Source organism: Pedobacter sp. AK013 (assembly GCF_014205835.1).
Taxonomy (GTDB): Bacteria; Bacteroidota; Bacteroidia; order Sphingobacteriales; family Sphingobacteriaceae; genus Pedobacter.
The window spans coordinates 258,132-279,937 of record NZ_JACHCQ010000003.1 but is presented as its reverse complement, the minus strand read 5'-3'; the positions used below and the strand labels follow the sequence as shown (position 1 = coordinate 279,937).

At 36.8% G+C, this 21,806-nt stretch carries 18 protein-coding genes; 13 read left to right on the top strand and 5 right to left on the bottom strand.

The window, feature by feature from the left end; translation table 11 throughout:
• Positions 1–330: 330 nt before the first annotated feature.
• The 3 genes from msrA to HDC90_RS03860 all read left to right on the top strand — a co-directional run bounded on the left by msrA (position 331) and on the right by HDC90_RS03860 (position 3,582).
• A complete protein-coding gene (gene msrA / locus HDC90_RS03870; protein WP_221451783.1) occupies positions 331–930 on the top strand; it encodes a peptide-methionine (S)-S-oxide reductase MsrA in 600 nt (199 codons plus the stop codon).
• 245 nt (positions 931–1,175) lie between these two features.
• Positions 1,176–1,532, top strand: a complete 357-nt coding sequence (locus HDC90_RS03865; protein WP_184464041.1) for a VOC family protein — start codon at positions 1,176–1,178, stop codon at positions 1,530–1,532.
• A gap of 532 nt (positions 1,533–2,064) precedes the next feature.
• Positions 2,065–3,582: a malate:quinone oxidoreductase gene (locus HDC90_RS03860; protein WP_184464039.1), complete on the top strand. Its 1,518-nt coding sequence runs from the start codon at positions 2,065–2,067 to the stop codon at positions 3,580–3,582.
• An 880-nt stretch (positions 3,583–4,462) separates the two neighbouring features.
• On the opposite strand, the gene ytxJ is transcribed toward HDC90_RS03860, so the two are convergent.
• The 3 genes from ytxJ to ribH all read right to left on the bottom strand — a co-directional run bounded on the left by ytxJ (position 4,463) and on the right by ribH (position 5,607).
• Positions 4,463–4,795, bottom strand: a complete 333-nt coding sequence (gene ytxJ, locus HDC90_RS03855; protein WP_184464037.1) for a bacillithiol system redox-active protein YtxJ — start codon at positions 4,793–4,795, stop codon at positions 4,463–4,465.
• 88 nt (positions 4,796–4,883) lie between these two features.
• Positions 4,884–5,006, bottom strand: a complete 123-nt coding sequence (locus tag HDC90_RS25450) for a hypothetical protein (protein WP_255420130.1) — start codon at positions 5,004–5,006, stop codon at positions 4,884–4,886.
• A gap of 109 nt (positions 5,007–5,115) precedes the next feature.
• Positions 5,116–5,607 carry a 6,7-dimethyl-8-ribityllumazine synthase gene (gene ribH / locus HDC90_RS03850; RefSeq protein ID WP_090501043.1) on the bottom strand — a complete coding sequence of 164 codons (492 nt, stop codon included), beginning with the start codon at positions 5,605–5,607 and terminating at the stop codon, positions 5,116–5,118.
• A 162-nt stretch (positions 5,608–5,769) separates the two neighbouring features.
• On the opposite strand from ribH, the gene HDC90_RS03845 reads away from it, so the two are divergent.
• Complete coding sequence (locus HDC90_RS03845; protein WP_184464035.1) at positions 5,770–12,135, top strand: alpha-2-macroglobulin; 6,366 nt, start codon at positions 5,770–5,772, stop codon at positions 12,133–12,135.
• Positions 12,136–12,399: 264 nt separating this feature from the next.
• On the opposite strand, the gene HDC90_RS03840 is transcribed toward HDC90_RS03845, so the two are convergent.
• A complete protein-coding gene (locus HDC90_RS03840; protein WP_184464033.1) occupies positions 12,400–13,074 on the bottom strand; it encodes a LytTR family DNA-binding domain-containing protein in 675 nt (224 codons plus the stop codon).
• 218 nt (positions 13,075–13,292) lie between these two features.
• Entirely contained in the window at positions 13,293–14,831 is a 1,539-nt protein-coding gene (locus HDC90_RS03835; RefSeq protein ID WP_184464030.1) for a sensor histidine kinase, read from the bottom strand.
• 348 nt (positions 14,832–15,179) lie between these two features.
• On the opposite strand from HDC90_RS03835, the gene HDC90_RS03830 reads away from it, so the two are divergent.
• The 9 genes from HDC90_RS03830 (at position 15,180) to HDC90_RS03790 (ending at position 21,754) form a co-directional block, all read left to right on the top strand.
• Positions 15,180–15,527, top strand: a complete 348-nt coding sequence (locus HDC90_RS03830) for a Spx/MgsR family RNA polymerase-binding regulatory protein (protein ID WP_184464028.1) — start codon at positions 15,180–15,182, stop codon at positions 15,525–15,527.
• Positions 15,528–15,595: 68 nt separating this feature from the next.
• Complete coding sequence (locus HDC90_RS03825; RefSeq protein WP_184464025.1) at positions 15,596–16,336, top strand: carboxypeptidase-like regulatory domain-containing protein; 741 nt, start codon at positions 15,596–15,598, stop codon at positions 16,334–16,336.
• Between the two features lie 117 nt (positions 16,337–16,453).
• Positions 16,454–18,439 carry a M1 family metallopeptidase gene (locus tag HDC90_RS03820; protein WP_184464023.1) on the top strand — a complete coding sequence of 662 codons (1,986 nt, stop codon included), beginning with the start codon at positions 16,454–16,456 and terminating at the stop codon, positions 18,437–18,439.
• Positions 18,440–18,558: 119 nt separating this feature from the next.
• Entirely contained in the window at positions 18,559–18,966 is a 408-nt protein-coding gene (locus HDC90_RS03815) for a RidA family protein (protein ID WP_184464021.1), read from the top strand.
• Positions 18,967–19,596: 630 nt separating this feature from the next.
• On the top strand, positions 19,597–20,208 hold the full coding sequence (locus HDC90_RS03810; RefSeq protein ID WP_184464019.1) for a trans-aconitate 2-methyltransferase: 612 nt from the start codon (positions 19,597–19,599) through the stop codon (positions 20,206–20,208).
• A 20-nt stretch (positions 20,209–20,228) separates the two neighbouring features.
• Complete coding sequence (locus tag HDC90_RS03805; RefSeq protein ID WP_184464017.1) at positions 20,229–20,450, top strand: VF530 family DNA-binding protein; 222 nt, start codon at positions 20,229–20,231, stop codon at positions 20,448–20,450.
• A gap of 128 nt (positions 20,451–20,578) precedes the next feature.
• Complete coding sequence (locus tag HDC90_RS03800; protein WP_184464015.1) at positions 20,579–20,977, top strand: hypothetical protein; 399 nt, start codon at positions 20,579–20,581, stop codon at positions 20,975–20,977.
• An 82-nt stretch (positions 20,978–21,059) separates the two neighbouring features.
• Entirely contained in the window at positions 21,060–21,443 is a 384-nt protein-coding gene (locus HDC90_RS03795) for an MmpS family transport accessory protein (protein WP_184464013.1), read from the top strand.
• Between the two features lie 140 nt (positions 21,444–21,583).
• A complete protein-coding gene (locus tag HDC90_RS03790) occupies positions 21,584–21,754 on the top strand; it encodes a hypothetical protein (RefSeq protein WP_184464011.1) in 171 nt (56 codons plus the stop codon).
• Positions 21,755–21,806 lie beyond the last annotated feature (52 nt).

Sequence of the window (21,806 nt, the reverse complement as noted above, 5' to 3'; positions counted from 1 at the left end):
ATTTAAAAAGAATTGTTAATAACTGTATTTAGGTTAGGTGTTATGTATTTAACGAATTAATATACAGTTTTTTAAGTTATTAACAAAATGACAAATTAATATGATGTCCGATTGTCACAATAAATCCATTATAATTTATACGCAAACTAGGCTTTATTTAATTTCGTATAATTAACTAGAAAATAACGCAGTTGGCTTGTAAGGTAAATGAGTTATTTGCGACTAACAAAATAAAACACTCTCATGAAACCATCATGATTTGCATTTTGCAAGTAATAGAGCAAAAAAATCATGATAGCCTCATTACAGGTAAAAGTAAATAAACACAAAATGAGAAAAATAATTTTACTGCTATTAGCAGTATTGGCCATAAATCAGGCCAACGCACAGGGCAAAAAAACAGAGAAGGCAACATTCGGTATGGGCTGCTTTTGGTGTACCGAGGCCATATTTCAAAGGTTAAAAGGTGTAGTATCGGTTAAATCAGGCTACGAAGGCGGTACATTAAGCAATCCAACTTACGAAGAAGTGTGCACCGGTGCTACCGGGCATGCAGAGGTTTTGGAAATTACTTATAACCCAATGGTGATATCGTACGATGATTTGTTAGAAGTTTTTTGGAAAAGCCACGACCCAACTACATTAAACCGTCAGGGGGCCGATAGTGGCACCCAATATCGTTCAGTAGTTTTTTACCATACAGCAGAGCAAAAAGCTTTGGCAGAAAAATATAAGGCAGAGTTGAATAAAACCAATGCCTATGGCAAGAAAGTGGTAACCGCTATAGAGGCGGCCAAACCTTTTTATGTCGCCGAAAATTATCACCAGAATTATTTCAATAAAAATGGAAGTGAGCCCTATTGCAGATTGGTGATTCTTCCAAAAATAGAAAAACTCGAAAAAGTTTTTAAAGCGAAGCTTAAAAATTAATATGCCGTTATCGTTTCGACCGGAGCACAGCGGAAAGGAGAAATCTTTTAAACAGAGACTGAGAGATTTCTCCAAATAGCGATGATAAGTATGTATAAGAATTCATGACAATATTGAATCGTTATTCTAAGCTTATCGAAGGATGTAGCTATATAGGTGTGAAGTGTTTCGACAGGCCCGATATGACATCCTGCTTAAATAAAAACCAACAAGATGATCTCTTTCATTAATACAATAATCCCGCTATGGTAAAAAGAATAGTGCATAATATTAATACCCAAAAAATTGCTGATGCAGCCAGTTTTTATAAAGATATTTTGGACCTTGATCTGCTAATGGATCATGGTTGGATTGCCACTTATGGCGAGACAGAGCAAAAAATGGATGTACAGATTAGTTTTGCCTCCGAGGGCGGGTCGGGTACTCCAACACCAGATCTATCGATCGAAGTTGAAAATGTTGATGACCTATTGGAGAAAATAAAAGCAGCTGGGTTTCCTATCGAATATGGCCCTGTCAATGAACCCTGGGGTGTTAGGCGATTTTACACCAGAGATCCATTTGGTAAATTGATCAATATTTTAAGCCATATTGAAGACTAACAACCCTTTTAATCGTATTCTATCAATACCAGCGTCCAATAATAATGTAGTTGAAGATGCTTAAGCTAAATCGAAAAGTATTTTTTGGAAATGAACGTTAGCATTTTATAGGTGCTGTTTCCTGCCATTCGCATTATCCCGATGGAGAATTGTGATGCTCGCTGTTTTCAGGTTTATCGAACAGCGGTTTTTAAGAAAAAAAATACGGAATCTTGTTTCTTTAATATTTGGCCTATGAAACAGCAGGGCTTGTTATTGAAATTTAATTTTTTTTGACTGTTTAAAACTAAAATGATAAATATTTTAAAGAAACGGGGGTAGTAATTAGTAATTTAATAATGGGCTTTTTAGGCAGGGGTAATGCCCTTTTCAGTTTGTTATTAATTGAACTGTTTTTTGGATTAAAATTTGATTAGAAGTTATCAAAAAACAGAAAGTATTTCTAATTTTTTGGCAATTTTTTCAGATTTAACGCCTTAAAATTCGTGGTATGTTTAAAATCATCCTAAATTTGTAACTCCTTTAAACTAAGATGACAAAAAAGAAAAAGACAGTTGGTAAAACTGACGCTGATGTAATTTTAATAGGGGCTGGCATCATGAGTGCAACCCTCGGTGTTTTATTAAAACAATTAGAACCCAATTTAAGCATAGAAATTTACGAACGTTTAGATATTGCGGCAGCAGAAAGTTCTGATGCATGGAATAATGCCGGAACGGGACATTCTGCTTTTTGCGAATTGAACTATACACCAGAAAAGAAGGATGGTACGGTTGAAATAAAAAAAGCGGTTCAAATTGCAGAACATTTTGAGGTTTCTAAACAATTTTGGTCATATTTAGTAAACAAGGGATTGGTTTCTGATCCTTGCAATTTTATCCGCAATATTCCTCACATGAGTTTTGTTTGGGGTAAAAAGAATGTAGAATATCTTAAAAAACGCTACGATGCATTAACCCAATGCGATCTGTTTAGCGATATGCAATATACTGAAGATACGGAGCTTGTAAAAAACTGGGCACCATTGATTATGGATGGCCGTAAAAAAAGCGAAAAAGTTGCTGCCACAAAAATGGATTTAGGTACTGATGTTAACTTTGGTACTTTAACCCGAGACATGTTTAACAACTTAAAGGAACAAAGTAATGTTAATCTGTATTTTAACCACGAAATCCGCGACCTTAAGAAGAATAAAGATGGTAATTGGATCGTAAAAGTTAAAGATTTAGAAAGTGGAGACAAACGTAAACGTGTAGCTAAGTTTGTGTTTATTGGTGCTGGTGGTGGCTCTTTACCGCTGTTAGAAAAATCTGATATTCCCGAAGGAAAAGGTTTTGGCGGTTTCCCTGTAAGCGGACAATGGTTAAAATGTACCAACGAAGAAATTATTAAAAAACACCACGCTAAGGTATATGGAAAAGCTGCGGTTGGTGCACCGCCAATGTCTGTTCCACATCTGGATACCAGGATGATTAATGGCAAACAGGCACTGTTGTTCGGTCCGTACGCTGGTTTTTCTACTAAATTCCTTAAGAATGGCTCATTCTTGGATCTACCAAAATCGATAAAATTTAATAATATCCGTCCGATGCTGTCGGCAGGCTTACATAACCTTGATTTAACAAAATATTTGATTGAGCAGGTTAGGCAATCGCCAGAAGATAGATTGGAAGCATTAAAAGAATATCTGCCAACTGCCGAACTTAAAGATTGGGAGCTGGAATATGCCGGACAGCGCGTTCAGGTAATTAAAAAAGATGAAAAACAAGGTGGTATTTTAGAATTTGGTACAGAGGTGGTAAGTGCTGCTGATGGCTCTATTGCGGCCTTATTGGGTGCATCTCCTGGGGCCTCAACAGCTGTTTCTATTATGCTCGACCTATTAAGCCGTTGTTTTGCTGATGATTTGGCCACTGAAGAATGGCAGGAAAAAATTAAAGAGATGATTCCTACTTATGGAAAATCACTTGCTCAGGATGCAGATCTTTGCAGAGAAACCAGAAACAGAACCTCAAAAGTGTTGAAAATCGAAAATACAGTTGTTGCCTAGGCAATAACAGCATAAATTTTTTAAAGGTCGCGATGTAAATCGGGACCTTTTTGTTTTAAGTATTTCCAAGGTCTGTGTTCTCACAGACTGTAACTGGTTAGTGAAGGAAAATGACATTAAGTTAAGGAGAAACAAAAAAATGTCATCCTGAGGGGTAATTTATTGTATAAAAATCAATATAAATGACATTTAATTATTGGTCTTTTGCGATATGTAATTCCCCTCTTTCAGAGGGGTGTCCGCAGGACGGGGTGTTTTATTAGTCCTAGCCGGACAGGCTTCTTTCTTTTTGGTGTTAAAAAAGAAACAAAACCGAGGCATTGCCGAGCTCATTAATACAAATGAAAGCAATAGAAAACCATTAATAAAACACCGGCTGAAAATTTATTCATTTGTTTTTGTAGCTTTCAGCTGCATTCATGAGGGCCTTGCCGTTTTCTTTCGAAGCTACTAGGTTGGCTTGGGCAGTGCAGTCCGAAAAATTTGTTAGGCCGGGTTTAATTGAAACGGAGATACTGTGCTATGGCCTAGCGGGGCGGAAATGCAGGCGTCAAAGTAATGTGTTAATTATCAATTAGTTATCGAATAACGTCAATGGTAGTCTGTCGAAGTACAAATGTTTTTTTCGAAGGTTCTCAACACAAGCTCAGACTGACAACATATGTCTGTCCGTAGAGTTAAGCATAGCGCCTCTAAGGATTGGTGAATCAAATTGAGTATATAACTTAATATTTATTTAATAGCAAGTCGGAGACTTCCATTCAGTAATCCGTAAAACCTTTCAGTACGCTACGGGTAGAGTAACCTAATAGTATGCCAACAAACAGAAGAGGGTATCCAATTGCTTGAATACCCTTTTTTAAGAAAAATATTTTTATGATTAAGCAGCAATCACTTCTGCAACTTCATCAGCAGAAATATCGCTATGTGATGCTTCTAATACGCAATCGCCATCTTTAATCAATAAAATCTGAGGCGATTGGTGTGCTACTTGAAACACTTCAGCAATCTGGTTGGAAATATCACGGTAGCTGATCAAATCTAAAAAGTAAAGTTTTGTACTTGCAGGAATGATGTCCCAATCAAACTCGAAATTCTTTTTAGCCATTAAACTAATTGAACAACGTGTGCTGTGTTTAAAAATAAGGCTAAAACCCTTTGCATTTTTGATTTCATCAAGCTGTTCAATCGAAGTTAAGTTAACCCAAGTCATGATATGATACGTGTTGTTTACAGGATAACAATTACAGTTAAATAAAGTTCTGTAAATGACCTAAATATGAGATTACAAATGAGGTAGATTAATTTCTTCTGCGCTTTCCTTCTGGATAAGACCCATAAGCAGGACAAAGTTTAGAAGAGCAAGATTCTAAAATGGTAATGGTGCAAAACACCGCCAATAGTAAGATAGCTACTTTTTTCATCTGTATAAGTTTGTTTCAATGGTAATGAAGCTATCAAGATTACTCATGATATTTCATCGGATCTGATAATTTTTAAACTTCTAAGTTACAAATAATTATTAACACAAGTTTAAATTTGAGCCGAAAAATCAGCCATTTTAATGGCAGTAATTGCAGCTTCATCACCTTTATTGCCATGTTTCCCGCCGGCACGGTCTTGGGCTTGCTCCAGGTTATTGGTGGTTAAAACCCCGAAGATAACCGGTTTACTGTACTTAATGCCAACGTTGGTTATCCCTTGCGCTACAGCATCACAAATAAAATCGAAGTGTTTCGTATCGCCCTGAATTACGCAACCTAAACAGATTACGGCATCTATATCACTTCTTTTGCTCAATAAAATTTCTGCACCACCTGTTAATTCGAAACTTCCGGGAACAGGTAAAGAAATTATATTTTCTTCCGCAACGCCATTGGCTAAAAGTGTTTTTAATGCGCCATTATATAGTGCACCTGTAATTTCAGCATTCCACTCGGCTACAATAATCCCGAATTTATAATTTGCTCCGCTTGGAACGGTGGTATGAGAGAAATCTGATAGATTTTTTAATTGTGTTGACATGCGGCAAAGATAATGTTATGCTTCGAATGTTTAAAACGTTAATGTTTGTGGCTTGTAACATTTAGTCTATTAATACTTAGATTCGTGTAAGAATCAGATAAATACTAACCACTTATGGAATTTAAGCGTTCAGCCCATCTATATTAAAAACGCAAGCCAGCTATGAATATATCATTACGCCTCTCCACTTTATTTTTTCTTTTTATTTTGCTATCGCTGCATGTTTCTGCCCAGCAGAAATATACGCTCGACGATTTTTATAGGGTCGATTCTATTGCCAACCAGGGCAAACCTAAAGATGCGCTGGCTTTGATCGAAAAAATAAATCAAGCGGCGCATAAAGAGAACAATACGCCATTGCAGATCAAATCGGTTATTTATAGAATGATGTTTCAAAGTTATTTGGAAGAGAATGCTTTTGATAAAATTTTGATTAATCTGCGTGATGATATCACTAAAGCTAAGCAGCCCGAAAAAAGCATTTTACAATCACTTTTGGCCGAAACCTATTGGAATTATTTACAACAAAATAGATGGCAGATTAGTCAGCGTACACAAGTACAGGGCGATATTGGTAATGATATTAAAACGTGGAGTATTAAAAAACTGAGTGATGAAACCGTAAAATACTACCTGTTATCGTTAAAAGAAGCTCAACTTTTGCAACAAACCAATGTTGATATCTTGGATGCCGTTTTAGCAGGCGATAAAAACAATAGAACCTTTAGGCCCACATTATATGATCTGTTGGCACACCGCGCCATTGATGTTTTTAATAATACACAAATTAATCTCACGCAATATGATGATGAGCTGCTTGATATGAATAATGCAGCTTGGTTTGATGATAGACAGTATTTTCTTACTATGGAATTGCCATCAGACAGCACCTCGTTTAAACTACAGAGTTTGCAGTTGTTTAAAAGCCTGATCAGATTTCATCAAAACAACCATAACTTTTCGGCTTTGGCCGATGTTGATTTAAAACGGCTAAAGTTTGTGCAACAAAATTTTAATGGCGAGGTGCAGGATCTGTATTATAAAGCATTAAGCCAGTTAGCCGGGCAAAGTACGCAAACCGAAGTTTATGCCGATATTTTATACGAACAGGCCCTCATGCATAAAAACGCGCAACTCCCTGTTGATACGAACAAACAAAATTTTTTAACAGCCGTTGCTTTAGCCAAAAAAGCTGCTGATAGGTATCCCAAAAGTATTGGTGCGCAAAATGCAGAAAATTTAATCAGGCAGATTAAAAGCAGCGAATTATCAATTAAAATAAAAGGGTATATCCAACCAGATCGGCCTGCCCAGTTGCATTTATCTTATAAAAATACAGATACAGTACATATTAGGCTATTTAAGGCAGTAGAACCTCAAAATGGTTACGAACAGTTTGAGAGTAAGGATAATTTTTTAACTTTTTTTACAAAAAATAAGGCCATAAAACAATGGGATGTAATCGTTCCAAAAACTAGCGACTACCAAAACCATACATTAATTGATAAAATGGATGGCTTAGCATTTGGTGCTTATACATTGATTGCCCAAACCATTAACCGCGAACAAAAAGATACTGTTTATAGCAATATTAATTTTAAGGTTACTGCAATGGCTGTGATTAACCGGCGGAATATCAAAAGACATGAATATTTTGTGAATCAACTTAGTGATGGCGCACCTTTAAAAAATGTTAAAATTCAGCAATGGAGATATGATTACAATACCCGGAAATTTATTGCCGGAGATTTAATGACGACTAACGATAAAGGTTATGCCAGTACAAATGAAACTGATAGGAATATGTCTTTTGCGGTGGCTACTTTCGGGAAAGACGAATTGAAATTAAACATCAATAATTATAATAGCTATAAGGATGAAGACGATGACGCGCGCGTAATTCTTTTTACGGATAGGCCGATCTATCGCCCCGGACAAACCGTTTACTATAAGGGGTTATGCTTGCAATCGAAAAATGGTAAAAATAAAATAGAAGTAAATAAAGTACTTAAGGTTTATTTTAACGATGCCAATGGAAAAGAAATAGCCACAACCAATGTTACCAGTAACGATTATGGTACTTTTCAGGGCTCGTTTAGTATACCAATGGGCATATTGAATGGTCAGATGGAAATCGAAACCGACAATGGTCGTATTTCAGTTCAGGTTGAGGAATATAAACGCCCAACTTTTGAGGTCGTTTTTGATAAGCCTAACCAAAAATACAAGTTAAACGATACGATTAAAGTACAAGGTAAAGTCAGTGCTTTTTCTGGATATTCAGTAAACAATGCCAAAATAAATTATAAGATTTTCAGAAGGGCAATCTACGAATATGGATTAAACTATACACAGCGTAACGCTATTTATGGTTCAGTTGGTTTCGAGAGGAAGCAAATTGCTATCGGTAGAACAAATACCCAATTAAGTGGTAAATTCGATATTACCTTTTTTGCAAAAGCTACTGATATCAAACAAAACTATAGCTACGATATTGAAATTGAGGCTACAGATTTAAACGGTGAAACCCGAACGAAAAGTACCAGCATCAATGTAGGGCAAAAAGATATTAATCTTAATATCAGTGCAGAACAGGTTATTTACGTGAGTCATAAAACAGATAGCATTCCATTCTGGGTAACCAATTTAAACAACGAGCCTATAAAAGCTAATATTCGAGCAGAATGGAGTTTATTACAGGCACCATCAAGGTTGATGAACAAAAGCCCGTTTTATGCCGAAAATTATGCTATGAGCAAGGAAGATTTTATTAAAAACTTCCCTTATGATGACTATAACAATGAACTCGAAGTAGCTAAATGGCCGGTAAAGTCGGTAGAACTGAAACAAAACCTCTCTATAGATCGTGGTCGTGGGGACTTAACCTTTAATCAAAATAAGCTAAAACCTGGCTATTATAAAATAAGCCTGTTTGCTGTAAATGAGCAGAAAGATACCACTAAAGTTGATAAGTATTTAATAGTTTACAACGATCAGCCTGCTGTAATACAATCGAATATCGAATGGATTGCACCCGAAATAAGTGTGATTAAGCTAACTGAAAGTGCTGTTTTTCGTTTGGCGGGCTTAGCTAATAATAGCAAAGCTTATTACGAAGTTTATTATCGGGATAGTATTGCCGAAAAAGTTTGGATCAACCTATCGCCAAAACAAAGTATCGTTAAAATTAAGCCACAAGCAAATTATGAAGAAGGCTTTGCCGTTCAGTTTACTATGGTACATGAAGGAACGGTTTACAATTCGATGCAACAGGTCAGAATTATTGATCCTGAAAAAGAATTGAACATTAAATTTTTAACTTTCAGGGATAAATTGCAACCTGGCGAAAAAGAAAGCTGGAAACTGCAGATCAGTAATAAAAATGGCGAGAAGCAGATGGCCGAAATGGTGGCTACACTTTATGATGCAAGTTTGGATGACCTGAAAAGAACGGATTGGAACACGCAGTTACCAACAGGCTTTAACTATTATTTTTACAATTGGAATTTCAATGTAAATGATGTCGCTAACCCAGGTTATTTATGGTTTTTAAGGTCTGAAAATAATTATGGCGTAATTACACGTAGTTACGAAAACCTTAATCTGTTTGGTTATAACTATTATGGCGGATACAATTACGGATACCGGAACTACATCAGTAATTTACAACAGGCTAAACGAAAAGACTTATCGCCGGATGTGGTAAAAAAACTTGCGGAATTAGAAAAAGGTAAATTAATTTATGGGGTAGTGTTCGATAGCCAGGGCGCAATACTGCCGGGTGTACAGGTTAGTGTAGGTAAAAAGGTATCCACCACCAATGTTTTTGGCATTTACACCATTGATGCTAAAATAGGAGAAACACTGAAATTTTCTTTTATCGGCTTTAAAAACTATTCTACAAAAATAGGCAGTAAAAAACGGATTGATGTAACATTGAAAGAAGATGGGAATGCTTTAAATGAAGTAGCGGTTGTGGGGTATGGGGTACAGAAAAAAAAGACTTATACTGCATCAAGCGTCCAGATTAGAGGAGTAGCTACCCTGCAAGGGAGGGCCGCAGGATTAAGTGCTGAGCCACCTACGGTTGAAAAACTAAAGGGAGCTGGTTCAGGTAGAGCAACGTTATATGATGAATTAAAAGACCCCACGTTGCGCCAGGAAGTGGAAGCACTTAAATACAAAAAACCTGATATCACTCCACGTACCAATTTCAACGAGCTTGCATTCTTTTATCCACAGTTGTTAACTGATGCAAAAGGCGAAATCAAGATCGAATTTACTATACCGCAAAGTTTAACCCGCTATAAGATGATGGGTTTTGCACATACCAAAGATTTAAAAACAGCAACTATTACGAATGAGCTGGTTACACAAAAACAATTGGCCATTGCCATTAATGCCCCACGTTTTTTTAGGGAGGGTGATACCATTTTACTAAGTGCCAAACTGAATAACCTGGCTGGTAAAAAACTTGTGGGCAACGCCAGTTTAGCACTTACAGATGCCTTAACAGGAAAAGCCATCAGGATTTTTGAGGCAAATGAAAAAACCGAAAAAACTTTCGAAGTTGATAATGAAGCGAGTTCGGTTTTAAAATGGACCTTAATTATCCCATCTGGCATTAATGCCATTACCTATAAAGTTTTGGCCGAAAGTGGTAAGTTTAGTGATGGAGAAGAAAATACCATTCCGGTTTTGGCAAATGCCATGTTGGTTACCGAAAGCATGCCCATAAATGTACGTGGCAATACCAGTAAAACATTCGATTTTGAGAAACTGGAGAAATCAGGAACCTCAAAAACCTTACGTAACCAAAATTTAACTTTTGAGTTTACCTCCAATCCGGTTTGGTATGCGGTGCAGGCCTTGCCTTACCTGATGGAGTATCCGTATGAATGTGCCGAGCAAACTTTTAGCCGCTTTTATGCCAATAGTTTTGCAACAGGAATCATCAATTCATCGCCAAAAATAAAAACGGTTTTCGCACAATGGCAAAATACCAATAGTGGTCAGGCACTTTTATCTAACCTGGAAAAAAATGAAGGGCTTAAATCAATTTTGTTAGAAGAAACACCTTGGGTACGTAATGCCGATAATGAAACCGAACGGAAAAAACGTTTGGCTGTGCTTTTCGATTTAAACAGAATGACTTATGAATTGAAAAATAATTTCGAAAAGCTGGAAAAAATGCAATTTAATAATGGTGCTTTTCCTTGGTTTAATGGTATGCGAGAAGATCGATACATTACCCAACATATTGTTTTGGGAATGGGCCAGTTAAAAAGGTTAAAATTGATCGACGAAAAAGCTTATCCAAATTTTAATGTTATGCTTAATAAGGCCATTATTTATTTAGATGCAGAATTAGTTAAGGATTATAAGGATGAAGTGAAGGGAAAACGTTTTGCCTACTTGCCGCTACACTACCTGTTTGCCAGAAGTTATACCAATCAAAAAAATACAACAGCTGAGTTTACAAAGGCTAAAGATTTTTACCTCAAAAAATTAATCGCTAACTGGAAAACCTTTGATACTTACCAACTGGCACAAACAGCCTTGGTTTTAAACAGAAACGGTAATAATGTAGAATCAAAAAAGATTATTACCCTGTTAAGCCAAACTGCTCAGCAGCATGATGAAATGGGCATGTACTGGGCTGCTAATAAAGCGGGCTGGTGGTGGTACCAAAATCCGATCGAGACACAGGCTTTATTGATTGAGGCTTTTGATGAAGTGGCCAATGATACCAAAGCTGTAGAAGAAATGAAAATCTGGCTGCTTAAAAACAAACAAACCAACGATTGGCAAACCACCAAAGCTACTGCCGCTGCCTGTTATGCACTGTTAATGAAAGGAACCGATTTATTAAGCGAAAGTAATGAGCCTGAAATCATGATTGGAAATCAAAAACTAACTGATTTGCAACAACCCAATGCCGTAAAGGAAGCCGGAACGGGCTATCAAAAGTTAACCATTGCTGGTAACAATGTAAAACCAGAAATGGGTAAAGTACAGGTGAAAAATGACAATACAACAATTGCTTGGGGTGCACTTTACTGGCAGTATTTTGAGCAATTGGACAAAATAACAACAGCAAGTACAGGTGTTAAAATCAAAAAGCAATTGTTTATCCAAAAAGCCAGTACTAAGGGCGATATTTTGACTCCATTAACCGCGGCAAATATTTTAGCCCCGGGAGATTTATTGAAAGTACGCATAGAAATTTATTGTGATCGAAATATGGAGTACATTCATTTAAAAGATATGCGATCGTCAGGTTTTGAACCTTTAAATGTGATCTCTCAGTATAAATATCAGGATGGTTTGGGCTATTATGAAAGTACAAAAGATGCCTCAACCAATTTCTTTATCAGTTATATGCCAAAAGGAACCTATGTATTCGAGTATCCGTTACGGGTTACACATGCAGGAAACTTTTCAAATGGGATTACTTCTCTGCAAAGTATGTATGCACCGGAGTTTACCACCCATTCTACAGGGATAAGGGTAAATGTAAAGCCTTAAGATGTTGATCGTTACGCTGAATTATTTTTGGGGGTCTTTCCTGCTAAAAAGATGCCGACCACGAAGTAGCTACAAGGCAATTGAAAACACTATTTATACTTGTAAAATAAATTCAACATGACGAATCGAGCCAGCCTGGGGCGTTTGTAAGGCAGTATTTTCATTAAATAATTATCAGGTTCAGGTTCTTTAAGGTGTTTCGACAGGCTCAACATGACACTATCTGAGATGAATTGCCTTTATGATATAAGCTTTTAAATTGCATTAAGTAAGTTGAATTCCGCCATAAGTGGCCCCGATAGGAATAATTTTTTCTCCAATCCAGATTTGGCTGCGGTCAAATTTGGATATTTTGTTTTTAGCCACAATAAAAGCCCGGTGACACCGGATAAAATCTACCTTTGGCAACAGTTCAACCAAATCGTTAATGGTAATCCTCGAACTTAAAAGTTTATCTTTTAGTTGTATCTGGGTATAGTTGCCCGAGGCTTCTATGTACAGAATTTCATCCAACTCCACCTTAATCTGTTCATAGCCATCTTTTATAAAAATGTATTCAGTTTTCGTTTCTAGCTTCTGGTTACGCAGGTTAAAGAGCTCCTGCGCTTTATTACAGGCTTTTAAGAAACGCGAAAGCGAAAAGGGCTTTAGCAAATAATCAACTGCATCAAGTTCGAAACTTTGCACGGCATGTTCGGTATAAGCCGTGGTAAAAATAACCATAGGAGGTTTGCTCAGGCTCTTTAAAAAATCAATCCCACTAATATCAGGCATTTTAATGTCGAGAAAAATTAAATCAACCTTGTTGTGTTGAAGATAGGTGATGGCCGCAAAGGCATCTGTAAAAGTTTGCTCTAATGCTACAAACGGAACTTTTGAGGCATGCGATTTTATAATATCAAGTGCAATCGGTTCATCATCTATAGCAATAGCAATCATTTTTTGTTTTTTTCTGTTTTATCTCTTCTGTCATGCTGACGAAGGAAGCATCTCTTGTAGCTCAAAGGCGATCGTCATTTCGACCGTAGTGGAGAAATCTTTTAAACTTCGGCGAAAGATTTCTCCATTACGCTGCGCTCCAGTCGAAATGACGAATCGTCCAAATTTATCAATATAAATTATTTACTCGTTATTTGATTTCTGAAAGATACGTATCACTAATCCAGCTGCAAAGTTAAGTGAACAAAAAACTCATTGGCACTTTCGCGGATAATTAATTCGTGTTTTCCATAATAAAGTAATGATAAGCGTTGTTTAACATTTTCAAGTCCGATGCCACTTTTTAATTTCTCAGGGTCGTTATCTGCCTTGGTGTAAATGCTGTTGCTCACGTCAAAATATAAAGTTTTTTCTTTGGTTTGCAGGGTAATTTTAATGTACGAAGGCTGTTGCAGGCTGATGCCGTGTTTAAATGCATTTTCGATAAATGGAATCAATAACATTGGTGTAATCTGCAGGTTGTTTAGCTGTTCTTCAATATGTGTATCAATCCTGATATCCGCAGAACGCGAGGTGCGTAACTTTTGTAAATCGATATAATTGTTCAGGTATTCTAGCTCACGGGTCAATGAAATTTTATCCTGAGTATTTTCATGAAGCATAAAACGCATCATATCGCCCAGTTTCTGAATCCCCTCGCCAGTCCTTTCTGCATTTTCCTGTAAAGCTGTTCCAAATAGCGTATTTAAAGCATTGAATAAGAAGTGTGGATTGATCTGCGATTTTAAAAAATTCAGGTTCGCATCCGATTTACCTAACTCTGTTTTAAGCATCTGGATTTCGCTCAGTTTTTCAAATTTATGCTTGTAAATGTACCAGGCAGATGGTGTAGTAATACAGATTAAACATATGGCATTTAAAATTAAGGTAACTGGTACCACTCCGCCATTACGCATAAAAGGGATAAGGACCATCAACAATAGTAATGAGACGATAATGGTTAAACCTACATTTCCCCAAAAATACCGGCCAAAACCTTTAAAATTTTTTCTAAGGTTTGGAATGATATAATAAATAGAACAAAAAGCAAAAAAAATATTTACGGGCGGTACAATTACCCAAACGATCAGTATTTCGTAATCTATTCTTACCGAAAGTACGGCTGCAAAAATCATGAGTGAAATCAACCAGATTTTGGTAACGGTAAAAACTTCTGGAATGATGTTGTTATTGTAATGTTTTAAAAAGGGAATTCTTTTTAACAGTTCTAACCCTCGCTCATTGAAATAAGAATAGGCATTAAAAAGCAGGTAAAGAAAAAAGATATAGGTAAAAGCTTCTCCAAAAAACATATCGTAGGCTTTATCTATATCATCATATTCAATAATTCTGTATGCTTGCGTATAGGTATTGGCAACCATCCAGGCAATAATAGAAAAAGCGGTAACAGCAACCGTGATAATCAGGTTCATAACGATGTTTTGCTTTCTGGCCAATTGGGGCATCGAGACAAAATTGAACAGCAAGAAACTGAAATAGATAATGCTGATCTTAAACAGTTCGGGAAGGAAAAAATTCTCCATGATACTATAGTCGATCGAGTTTTCAGAGAAACGGTACGATCCGCCAGATCCATAAGTAATTTGCGTACAAATACTGATCAACGCCAGAATATATAACGTTGTAGAAATCCAAAACTCAAGTTGGTTGATGTTTTTGGTTTTTATTGTGGATGGGGTACCTGAAAGAATTACCATATTGTTCTAAATTAATGGCACAATTTTACAAAGAGAATCGGCCAAAATACCTAAAATGTGATGGATGGGGTTAAAAATGTGACGAATGAGCAGGATTTATAGGATTGCGGATTGTAGAGTTGTCAACTTTCATCGTCCGCTCGCTAGAAAGTTGACAACTCTTTATTTGTAACTAAATGTTATTTATATGTAGTTGGATGTTCCCATCCGATTGTTCACTAATGTAGGATAGTAATATCCAGCACCACTGATAAACAATTTTATTATCTTTGAAGCGGATTGTTGGGTTGGTTTCTCCATTATACATTTTCCATTTATTATTCACGCTTCAAAATTCATTCATTCAATATGACCGTTTACGGAATTCCTAATTGCAATACAGTTAAAAAGTCGCTCGATTGGTTAAAAGCACATCAAGTTGATTTTGAATTTCACGATTTCAAGAAAAAAGGCATTACGGCAGAAAAGTTAAACGAATGGTGCAATACCTTCGGTTGGGAAACAGTATTAAACCGTAAAGGTTTAACCTGGAAAAAACTAACTAAAGAAGAGCAAGCCAAAATCGATAACCAAGATTTGGCAATTGCTTATTTAAAAGAAAATACCAGTGCAATAAAACGCCCGGTTATTGAGCAAAACAACAAAGCTATATTAATTGGATTTGACGATGAAAATTATTTAAAAACACTAATCTAATTCAATTGTTCTAATGTTAAAGTTTGTTAAATGCAGCTTTTAAATGTCGAACTAAGTTACTTTTGAATATGTACAAACTGATCATTTTTCTATTGCTTGCCCTGCCGATTGGCGTTTTTGCCCAAACGGTAACTACAGGTACAGTTTTCGACTATTCGAAAAAAACGCTTTCTCTCCCTGGTGTTAGTATCAGAAACCTGAACAGTAAAAAATCGACCAGTACAAATAAAGAAGGAAAGTATACCATTGGTGCCAATATTGGCGATCTGATAGAGTTTTCTGCTGTCGGTTATCATACAGATACGCTTTACTTAACCAACTTGTTAAATAGAACGATATATCTTCCGGTTAAAACAAATAATTTGAAAGATGTAGATATTACGGCAGTGCGGATGAATAGTCAGATTACAGATGCAAAAGATCCATTGGCTGAAAAATATACGCTATTAAGTACCGGAGGAAACCTAAACCGTAAACGTATGACCGATAAGGTTGGAGGCTTAAACCTAAATCTTGGCTATGGCAAATATAGAAGACAACAGCGAAAAGAAGCCGATATAGAAGAAAAGGAAATATATCTCCAGGAAATTGACGAGAACTTTACTGCAAAGGCCATTACGGATATGACCAAGTTAGAGGGAGAAGAGCTGAAAAACTTCATGATTATTTATCGCCCTTCAGTTGAAACAGTAAAAGCAGAAAGGCCATACCGTTATGCTTATTATATCTCCCGAGCCTTTGTAGCATGGAAAAAATTAACGCCACAAGAAAGAAAACTACAGGATTTACCCAAGTTAAAAGCAAATTAATACACAATAATTACTAAACGGTATCAATTTAACCGTTATTGGTAACATTATAACCACATATAAATCTATATGTGGTTATTTTTTATATTTACCACCTGATTATACCTTATTATTATCATGAAATTTACTAAACTAATAACTTTTTGTTTGGTTTGTTGCGTTTTTGCCTTTTCTGCATCAGCCCAGCAAACCACAACACCTGCGCCAGCTACCAACTATAACCCTGCTGAAGCCTTTGGACCACTGTTTTATACGCAAAACGGAAATGAATTCCGCTCTGCAATTGGCGCACCAGGACCAAAATATTGGCAAAATCGCGTTGACTATAACATTACAGCTAGTCTAGACGAAACAAAAAACATGGTTACGGGTACTGTTACAATTACTTACAAAAACAACAGTCCCGATAAATTACCCTATTTATGGCTGCAATTAGATCAGAATACCTTTAAAGAAACCTCGCGTGGCTATGCCATTACACCAGCCCGTAGCCGTTACGGTGCCCAAGGCGAAAAATTTGATGGTGGTTATAAAATCCAGAATATCAGTGTTTCGCAAAAAGCTACAGCGGTAAAATTTACTTCTTTGGTAGAAGATACGCGCATGCAGATCCGTTTAGACCAACCAATGGCAGCCAATGGCGATATTGTAACTGTTAAAATGGATTATTCTTTTGTTATACCCAAAGAGGGATCGGACAGAACAGGACATTTAACTACAAAAAACGGCGAAATTTTTGCCGTTGCACAGTGGTTTCCAAGGATGTGCGTGTATGATGATGTAATAGGATGGAATACCCTGCCATATTGGGGCGGTGGAGAGTTTTATTGCGAGTATGGCGATATTAATTTTGCCATTACTGCACCAGCAAGCCATATTGTGATGGGATCTGGCGAATTATTAAACCCTGCAGAAGTTTTTACACCAGAACAACTACAAAGATGGAATGCAGCTAAAACCAGTGATGCTACCGTTCACATCCGCACTGAAGCAGAGGTGACCAATCCACAATCCCGTCCGGCAAAAGATAAGTTAACCTGGAAATTTAAAATCTTAAATGCACGCGATGCCGCCTGGGCTTCATCTAAATCTTTTGTGTTGGATGCCGCAAAAATTAATTTGCCGAGTGGTAAAAAAGCTTTAGCAGTTTCTGCACAACCGGTAGAAAGCAATGGCGAAGATGCATATGGCCGTGGAGTAGAATATGTAAAATCTACTATTGAGCATTATTCTACGAAATGGTTTGAGTACCCGTATCCAATGGCCGTTAACGTGGCTACCAATGTAGGTGGTATGGAATACCCTGGTATCGTATTTTGTGGCTGGAAAGCTAAAAAAGCTAGCGCTTGGGGTGTAATTGATCACGAATTTGGTCATACCTGGTTCCCCATGATTGTAGGCTCTAACGAGCGTAAATATGGTTGGATGGATGAAGGCTTTAATACCTTTATAAACGGTATTTCTAAAAGTAGTTTTAATAAGGGCGAGTATGCTACTCCACCAACTGATATGAATAAAGTTGGTAAAACAAACATTGGAAACCCGGTTTATGAAAACATAATGTTAATGCCTGATGGTATGGCAGAACGTAATATCGGTGTTAATTTATATTTTAAACCAGGATGGGGACTAGATATTTTGAGAAATCAGATTTTAGGTGAAGACCGTTTTGATTACGCTTTCCGTCAATACATTAAAAACTGGGCATTTAAACATCCAACACCATTTGATTTCTTCCGTTCTATGGAGAATGGTGCAGGTGAAGATTTAGCCTGGTTCTGGAGAAGCTGGTGGTTAAACAATTGGAAAATGGACCAAGGTATTGCTGGTGTTGAGGCTGTTAAGCAAGATGATAAATTGGTAGGTTACACAATTAAAGTTGTAAACCTCGAGAAAATGCCAATGCCAATTATCCTGCAGATTAAAACCAAAAGCGGTAAAACGGATATCGTAAAAGTTCCGGTTGATGTTTGGATGAAAAACACGAGTTGGTTGGTACGTTATCCAACAACTGAAGAGATTGAATCAGTTACTTTAGATCCTAATAAAGTATTACCAGATTCGAATACGGATAATAATACCTGGACAGCTTCAGGTAACTAATTTAACCTGAATAATTAATTAAAGCCTCCTGATTTTTTAAAATCAGGAGGCTTTTTATTGCAAACAACCGACGGTTTAGGGAAAACTATCAGATAATTTAGCGGATATAAATTACAGATATGGAAAAGACCACATTAGAAATTACCAATCCCGCTGGTATATACGATCCCCGTCCACATGGCTACTCTCACGTAGCTTCCGTTTCAGCAGAAAGCCAGCTGGTGTTTGTTGCAGGGCAGGGCGGTAGCAGAACAGATGGCATATTGAGCGATGATTTTAGGACACAGGTAGTCATTGTTTTAGAAAATCTTGCCTTAGCTTTAAAAAGCAAAAATTTAACCATGGCCAACATTGCAAAGTTGACAACATTGGTAGTAGATTATGATGAAGTGAAACATAAGATCTTGATCGAGGAATCGGGTAAAATATGGACTGATCAGAAATTCCCTGTAAACACGCTTATTCCGGTACAAAGATTAGCCTTAGATGGAATGCTGATCGAAATTGATGCTACGGCTGTTGGTTAATTTATAAACCCGGTTACAATTGTTAAACTGGTATTGTTTTGGAAATGAAAAGTTCTGCTCTTTTGGCGGTTTTTCAATACCTTTCTCTTCCGCAGATTGAAAAAACCTGCATTTGTACAATCGGGTTTATTTACAGCGGTTAAGCTGCTTTGGCTACACGCCGGGTGCATGCCATTCATCATAAACCCGACAGCAGCGAACACGAAGTGCAACGGAGTAAAGCGGATGGCGGGGCTGCAAAGCCATAAGCACTAGCCGTTCGTTTTCAAATAAAAAAAATAATACTTAGGCTTAGGAAATGAACAGTCAGATTCTTTTGGCGGTCTTCAGTCCCGCTCTCCGTCACTTCCGGTGAAGAACCGGAACCACTTTGATCGGGTTTAGTTACAATAGTTAAATGCTTATGGCACATTGCCAGGAACAGGCCTTTCGTCCTAAACCTTGACAGTAGCGGGCATGAAGAGCAACGGAATAAAGCGGATGGCAGGACTGCATTTGCCAAGAACCATTGTACGTTTGTTTCCAATAAAAAATATAAATATGATTAATTTGGTGTTACTAAAGCATAAGGTAACGTTCCGAATATTTTAAAACTTTAAATTAAAATCAATAATAATCGAAATTATAAGGATGGAAAAAGGAGAAAGCAAAAACGTTTACAAAGTTTACAACAAGATAGGCCGCTGGTTTGCCGAAAACCGCTATGCCGATTCGGTAGAAAAAGCTTATCTAAATGATATCCACCAACACCTTCCACAGGATGCAAAGGTTTTGGACCTGGGCTGTGGTGATGGGAAACCCATATTGGAATATTTTATCAACCACGGGATAAATGTTTTAGGAGTGGATGCCAGCCAGCAAATGATCGAGCTGGCAAAAATCAATTTCCCATCTATCAGGTTTATGCTAAAAGATATGCGTGAACTCGATCTCGACGAAAAATTTGATGCGATTATTGCATGGCATAGTTTTTTTCATCTCCCTGCCGATGATCAGCCGAATATGTTTGATATTTTTAAACATCACCTTAAACCCAGCGGTATTTTATTGTTTACATCAGGAACAGAAAGGGGAGAGGTATGGGGAATGAATGGCGGCGAAAATCTTTTTCATGCTTCTTTAGCGACTGCAGAATATCAAACTTTACTACAATCAAACCAATTTGAAGTGCTTAGGCACAAAATAAATGATCCCGATTGCGGTGGTGCAAATGTTTGGATGGCACAGTATAAACCCCGATAATTTTGCCTTAACTTTGCTATATGGCCGAAGAGCAAAAAAACAATCCATTACATGGTATTACCTTAGAGAAAATTGTAACCGATCTGCAGGTGCACTATGGTTGGGAAAAATTGGGAGCACTGATCAGAATCGATTGTTTTAACAATAACCAGAGCATTAAATCCAGTTTAAAATTCTTAAGGAGAATGCCCTGGGCCCGTAAAAAGGTAGAAGAATTATATCTGGATACGTTTCATAAATGATTGAATTTCGAATGACTGAATGTGTTAGCGATTAAATCTATCATTCCATCATGCTCTCATTAAATATTTCCAGCGCCTTTGCAACCTTTCCCTGATAATGGTCGTCATCCTAGTATAAACCTTATCAAATGAAAAATATTTTCTATTGCTTTTTGCTGATGCTTGTTTTAAGCAGTTGCTCCCTTGTAAATATTACCACCGTTTATTCGAATTCGAGGGGTAAAATAGATGTGCCACAAAAAGAAAGTTATCAAGTGGTATATCAGGCCAATTTCGGCGATCGTTTGAGGGCTGATATAAGCTATACCGACGAAACTGCAAAGCAAACCGAATTAACAGGAGTAAGTGGCGCCTGGGAACAGCGCGTCACATTAAAATCGGGTACACATGTTCAGCTCAAAACATTCGCTACTGCTAAAGCAAGTGCTAAAGGCGAGTATAAAATTCTGGTTGATGGAAAAGTAGTTTCGGAATATACATTGAGCGGAAAGAAGCTAAATTATACTTTCTTATTCGATTTGCCGTAAGTAGCTATTTTACGCAATCATTTTTGGCACCTTGCAACCATTCCATTAAAATTCTCGTCATACTGATCTAAACCCCCATAAAATGAAAAATATTCTCGCTTGTCTTTTGCTGATTACTGTTATGAGTGGCTGCTCTTTGAGCATGCATTATTTAAAAAAAGGAAAAATAGATGTTCCTCAGAAGGAAAGTTATGTAGTAAGCTATCAAGCCTTCTTAAATGAAAACACAACAGCAAAGATTTCTTATATTGATGAAAATGGAAAGCGGCAAAAATTAAAAAGTATTAAAGGGAGATGGGAAAAGGTACTTACATTAAAACCAGGAAGTAATGGGCATATAAAAATTACTGCCAAAGGCGATAAAGCCAGGGGTGAATTTAAAGTTTTAGTTGATGGAAAGGTAATCAGTGAACAAATTTTGACCAATAAAAAAGTATTGTATGGTCTTGATTTCTATTTGCCTTAGATAAAAGAGATATTTTTTAACTTCAAAAAGAGTATAAAAATTAAATGACGATGCGAGAATTATTCACTAAATCTTCATCTTGATTTTCGAGATTTAATAAAAAAATAACAAGGTTTATTCATTATTAATCAACTTGAAAAATGAAAGCAATTAAAGTTTTAAGCATCGCTTTATTAGCCATGTTTACCTTCGCAACGGTTAATGCGCAAACTGCAGCACCTGTAAAACCAACTACAGAAAAATCACAGACTAAAAAAAGTCATAAAAAACATCATCATAAAAAACACACACACAAAGTAACCAAAGCTTAACAATAAAAAGTCTTTCAATTTGAAAGACTTTTTTTGTTTTAACCAGTTAAAA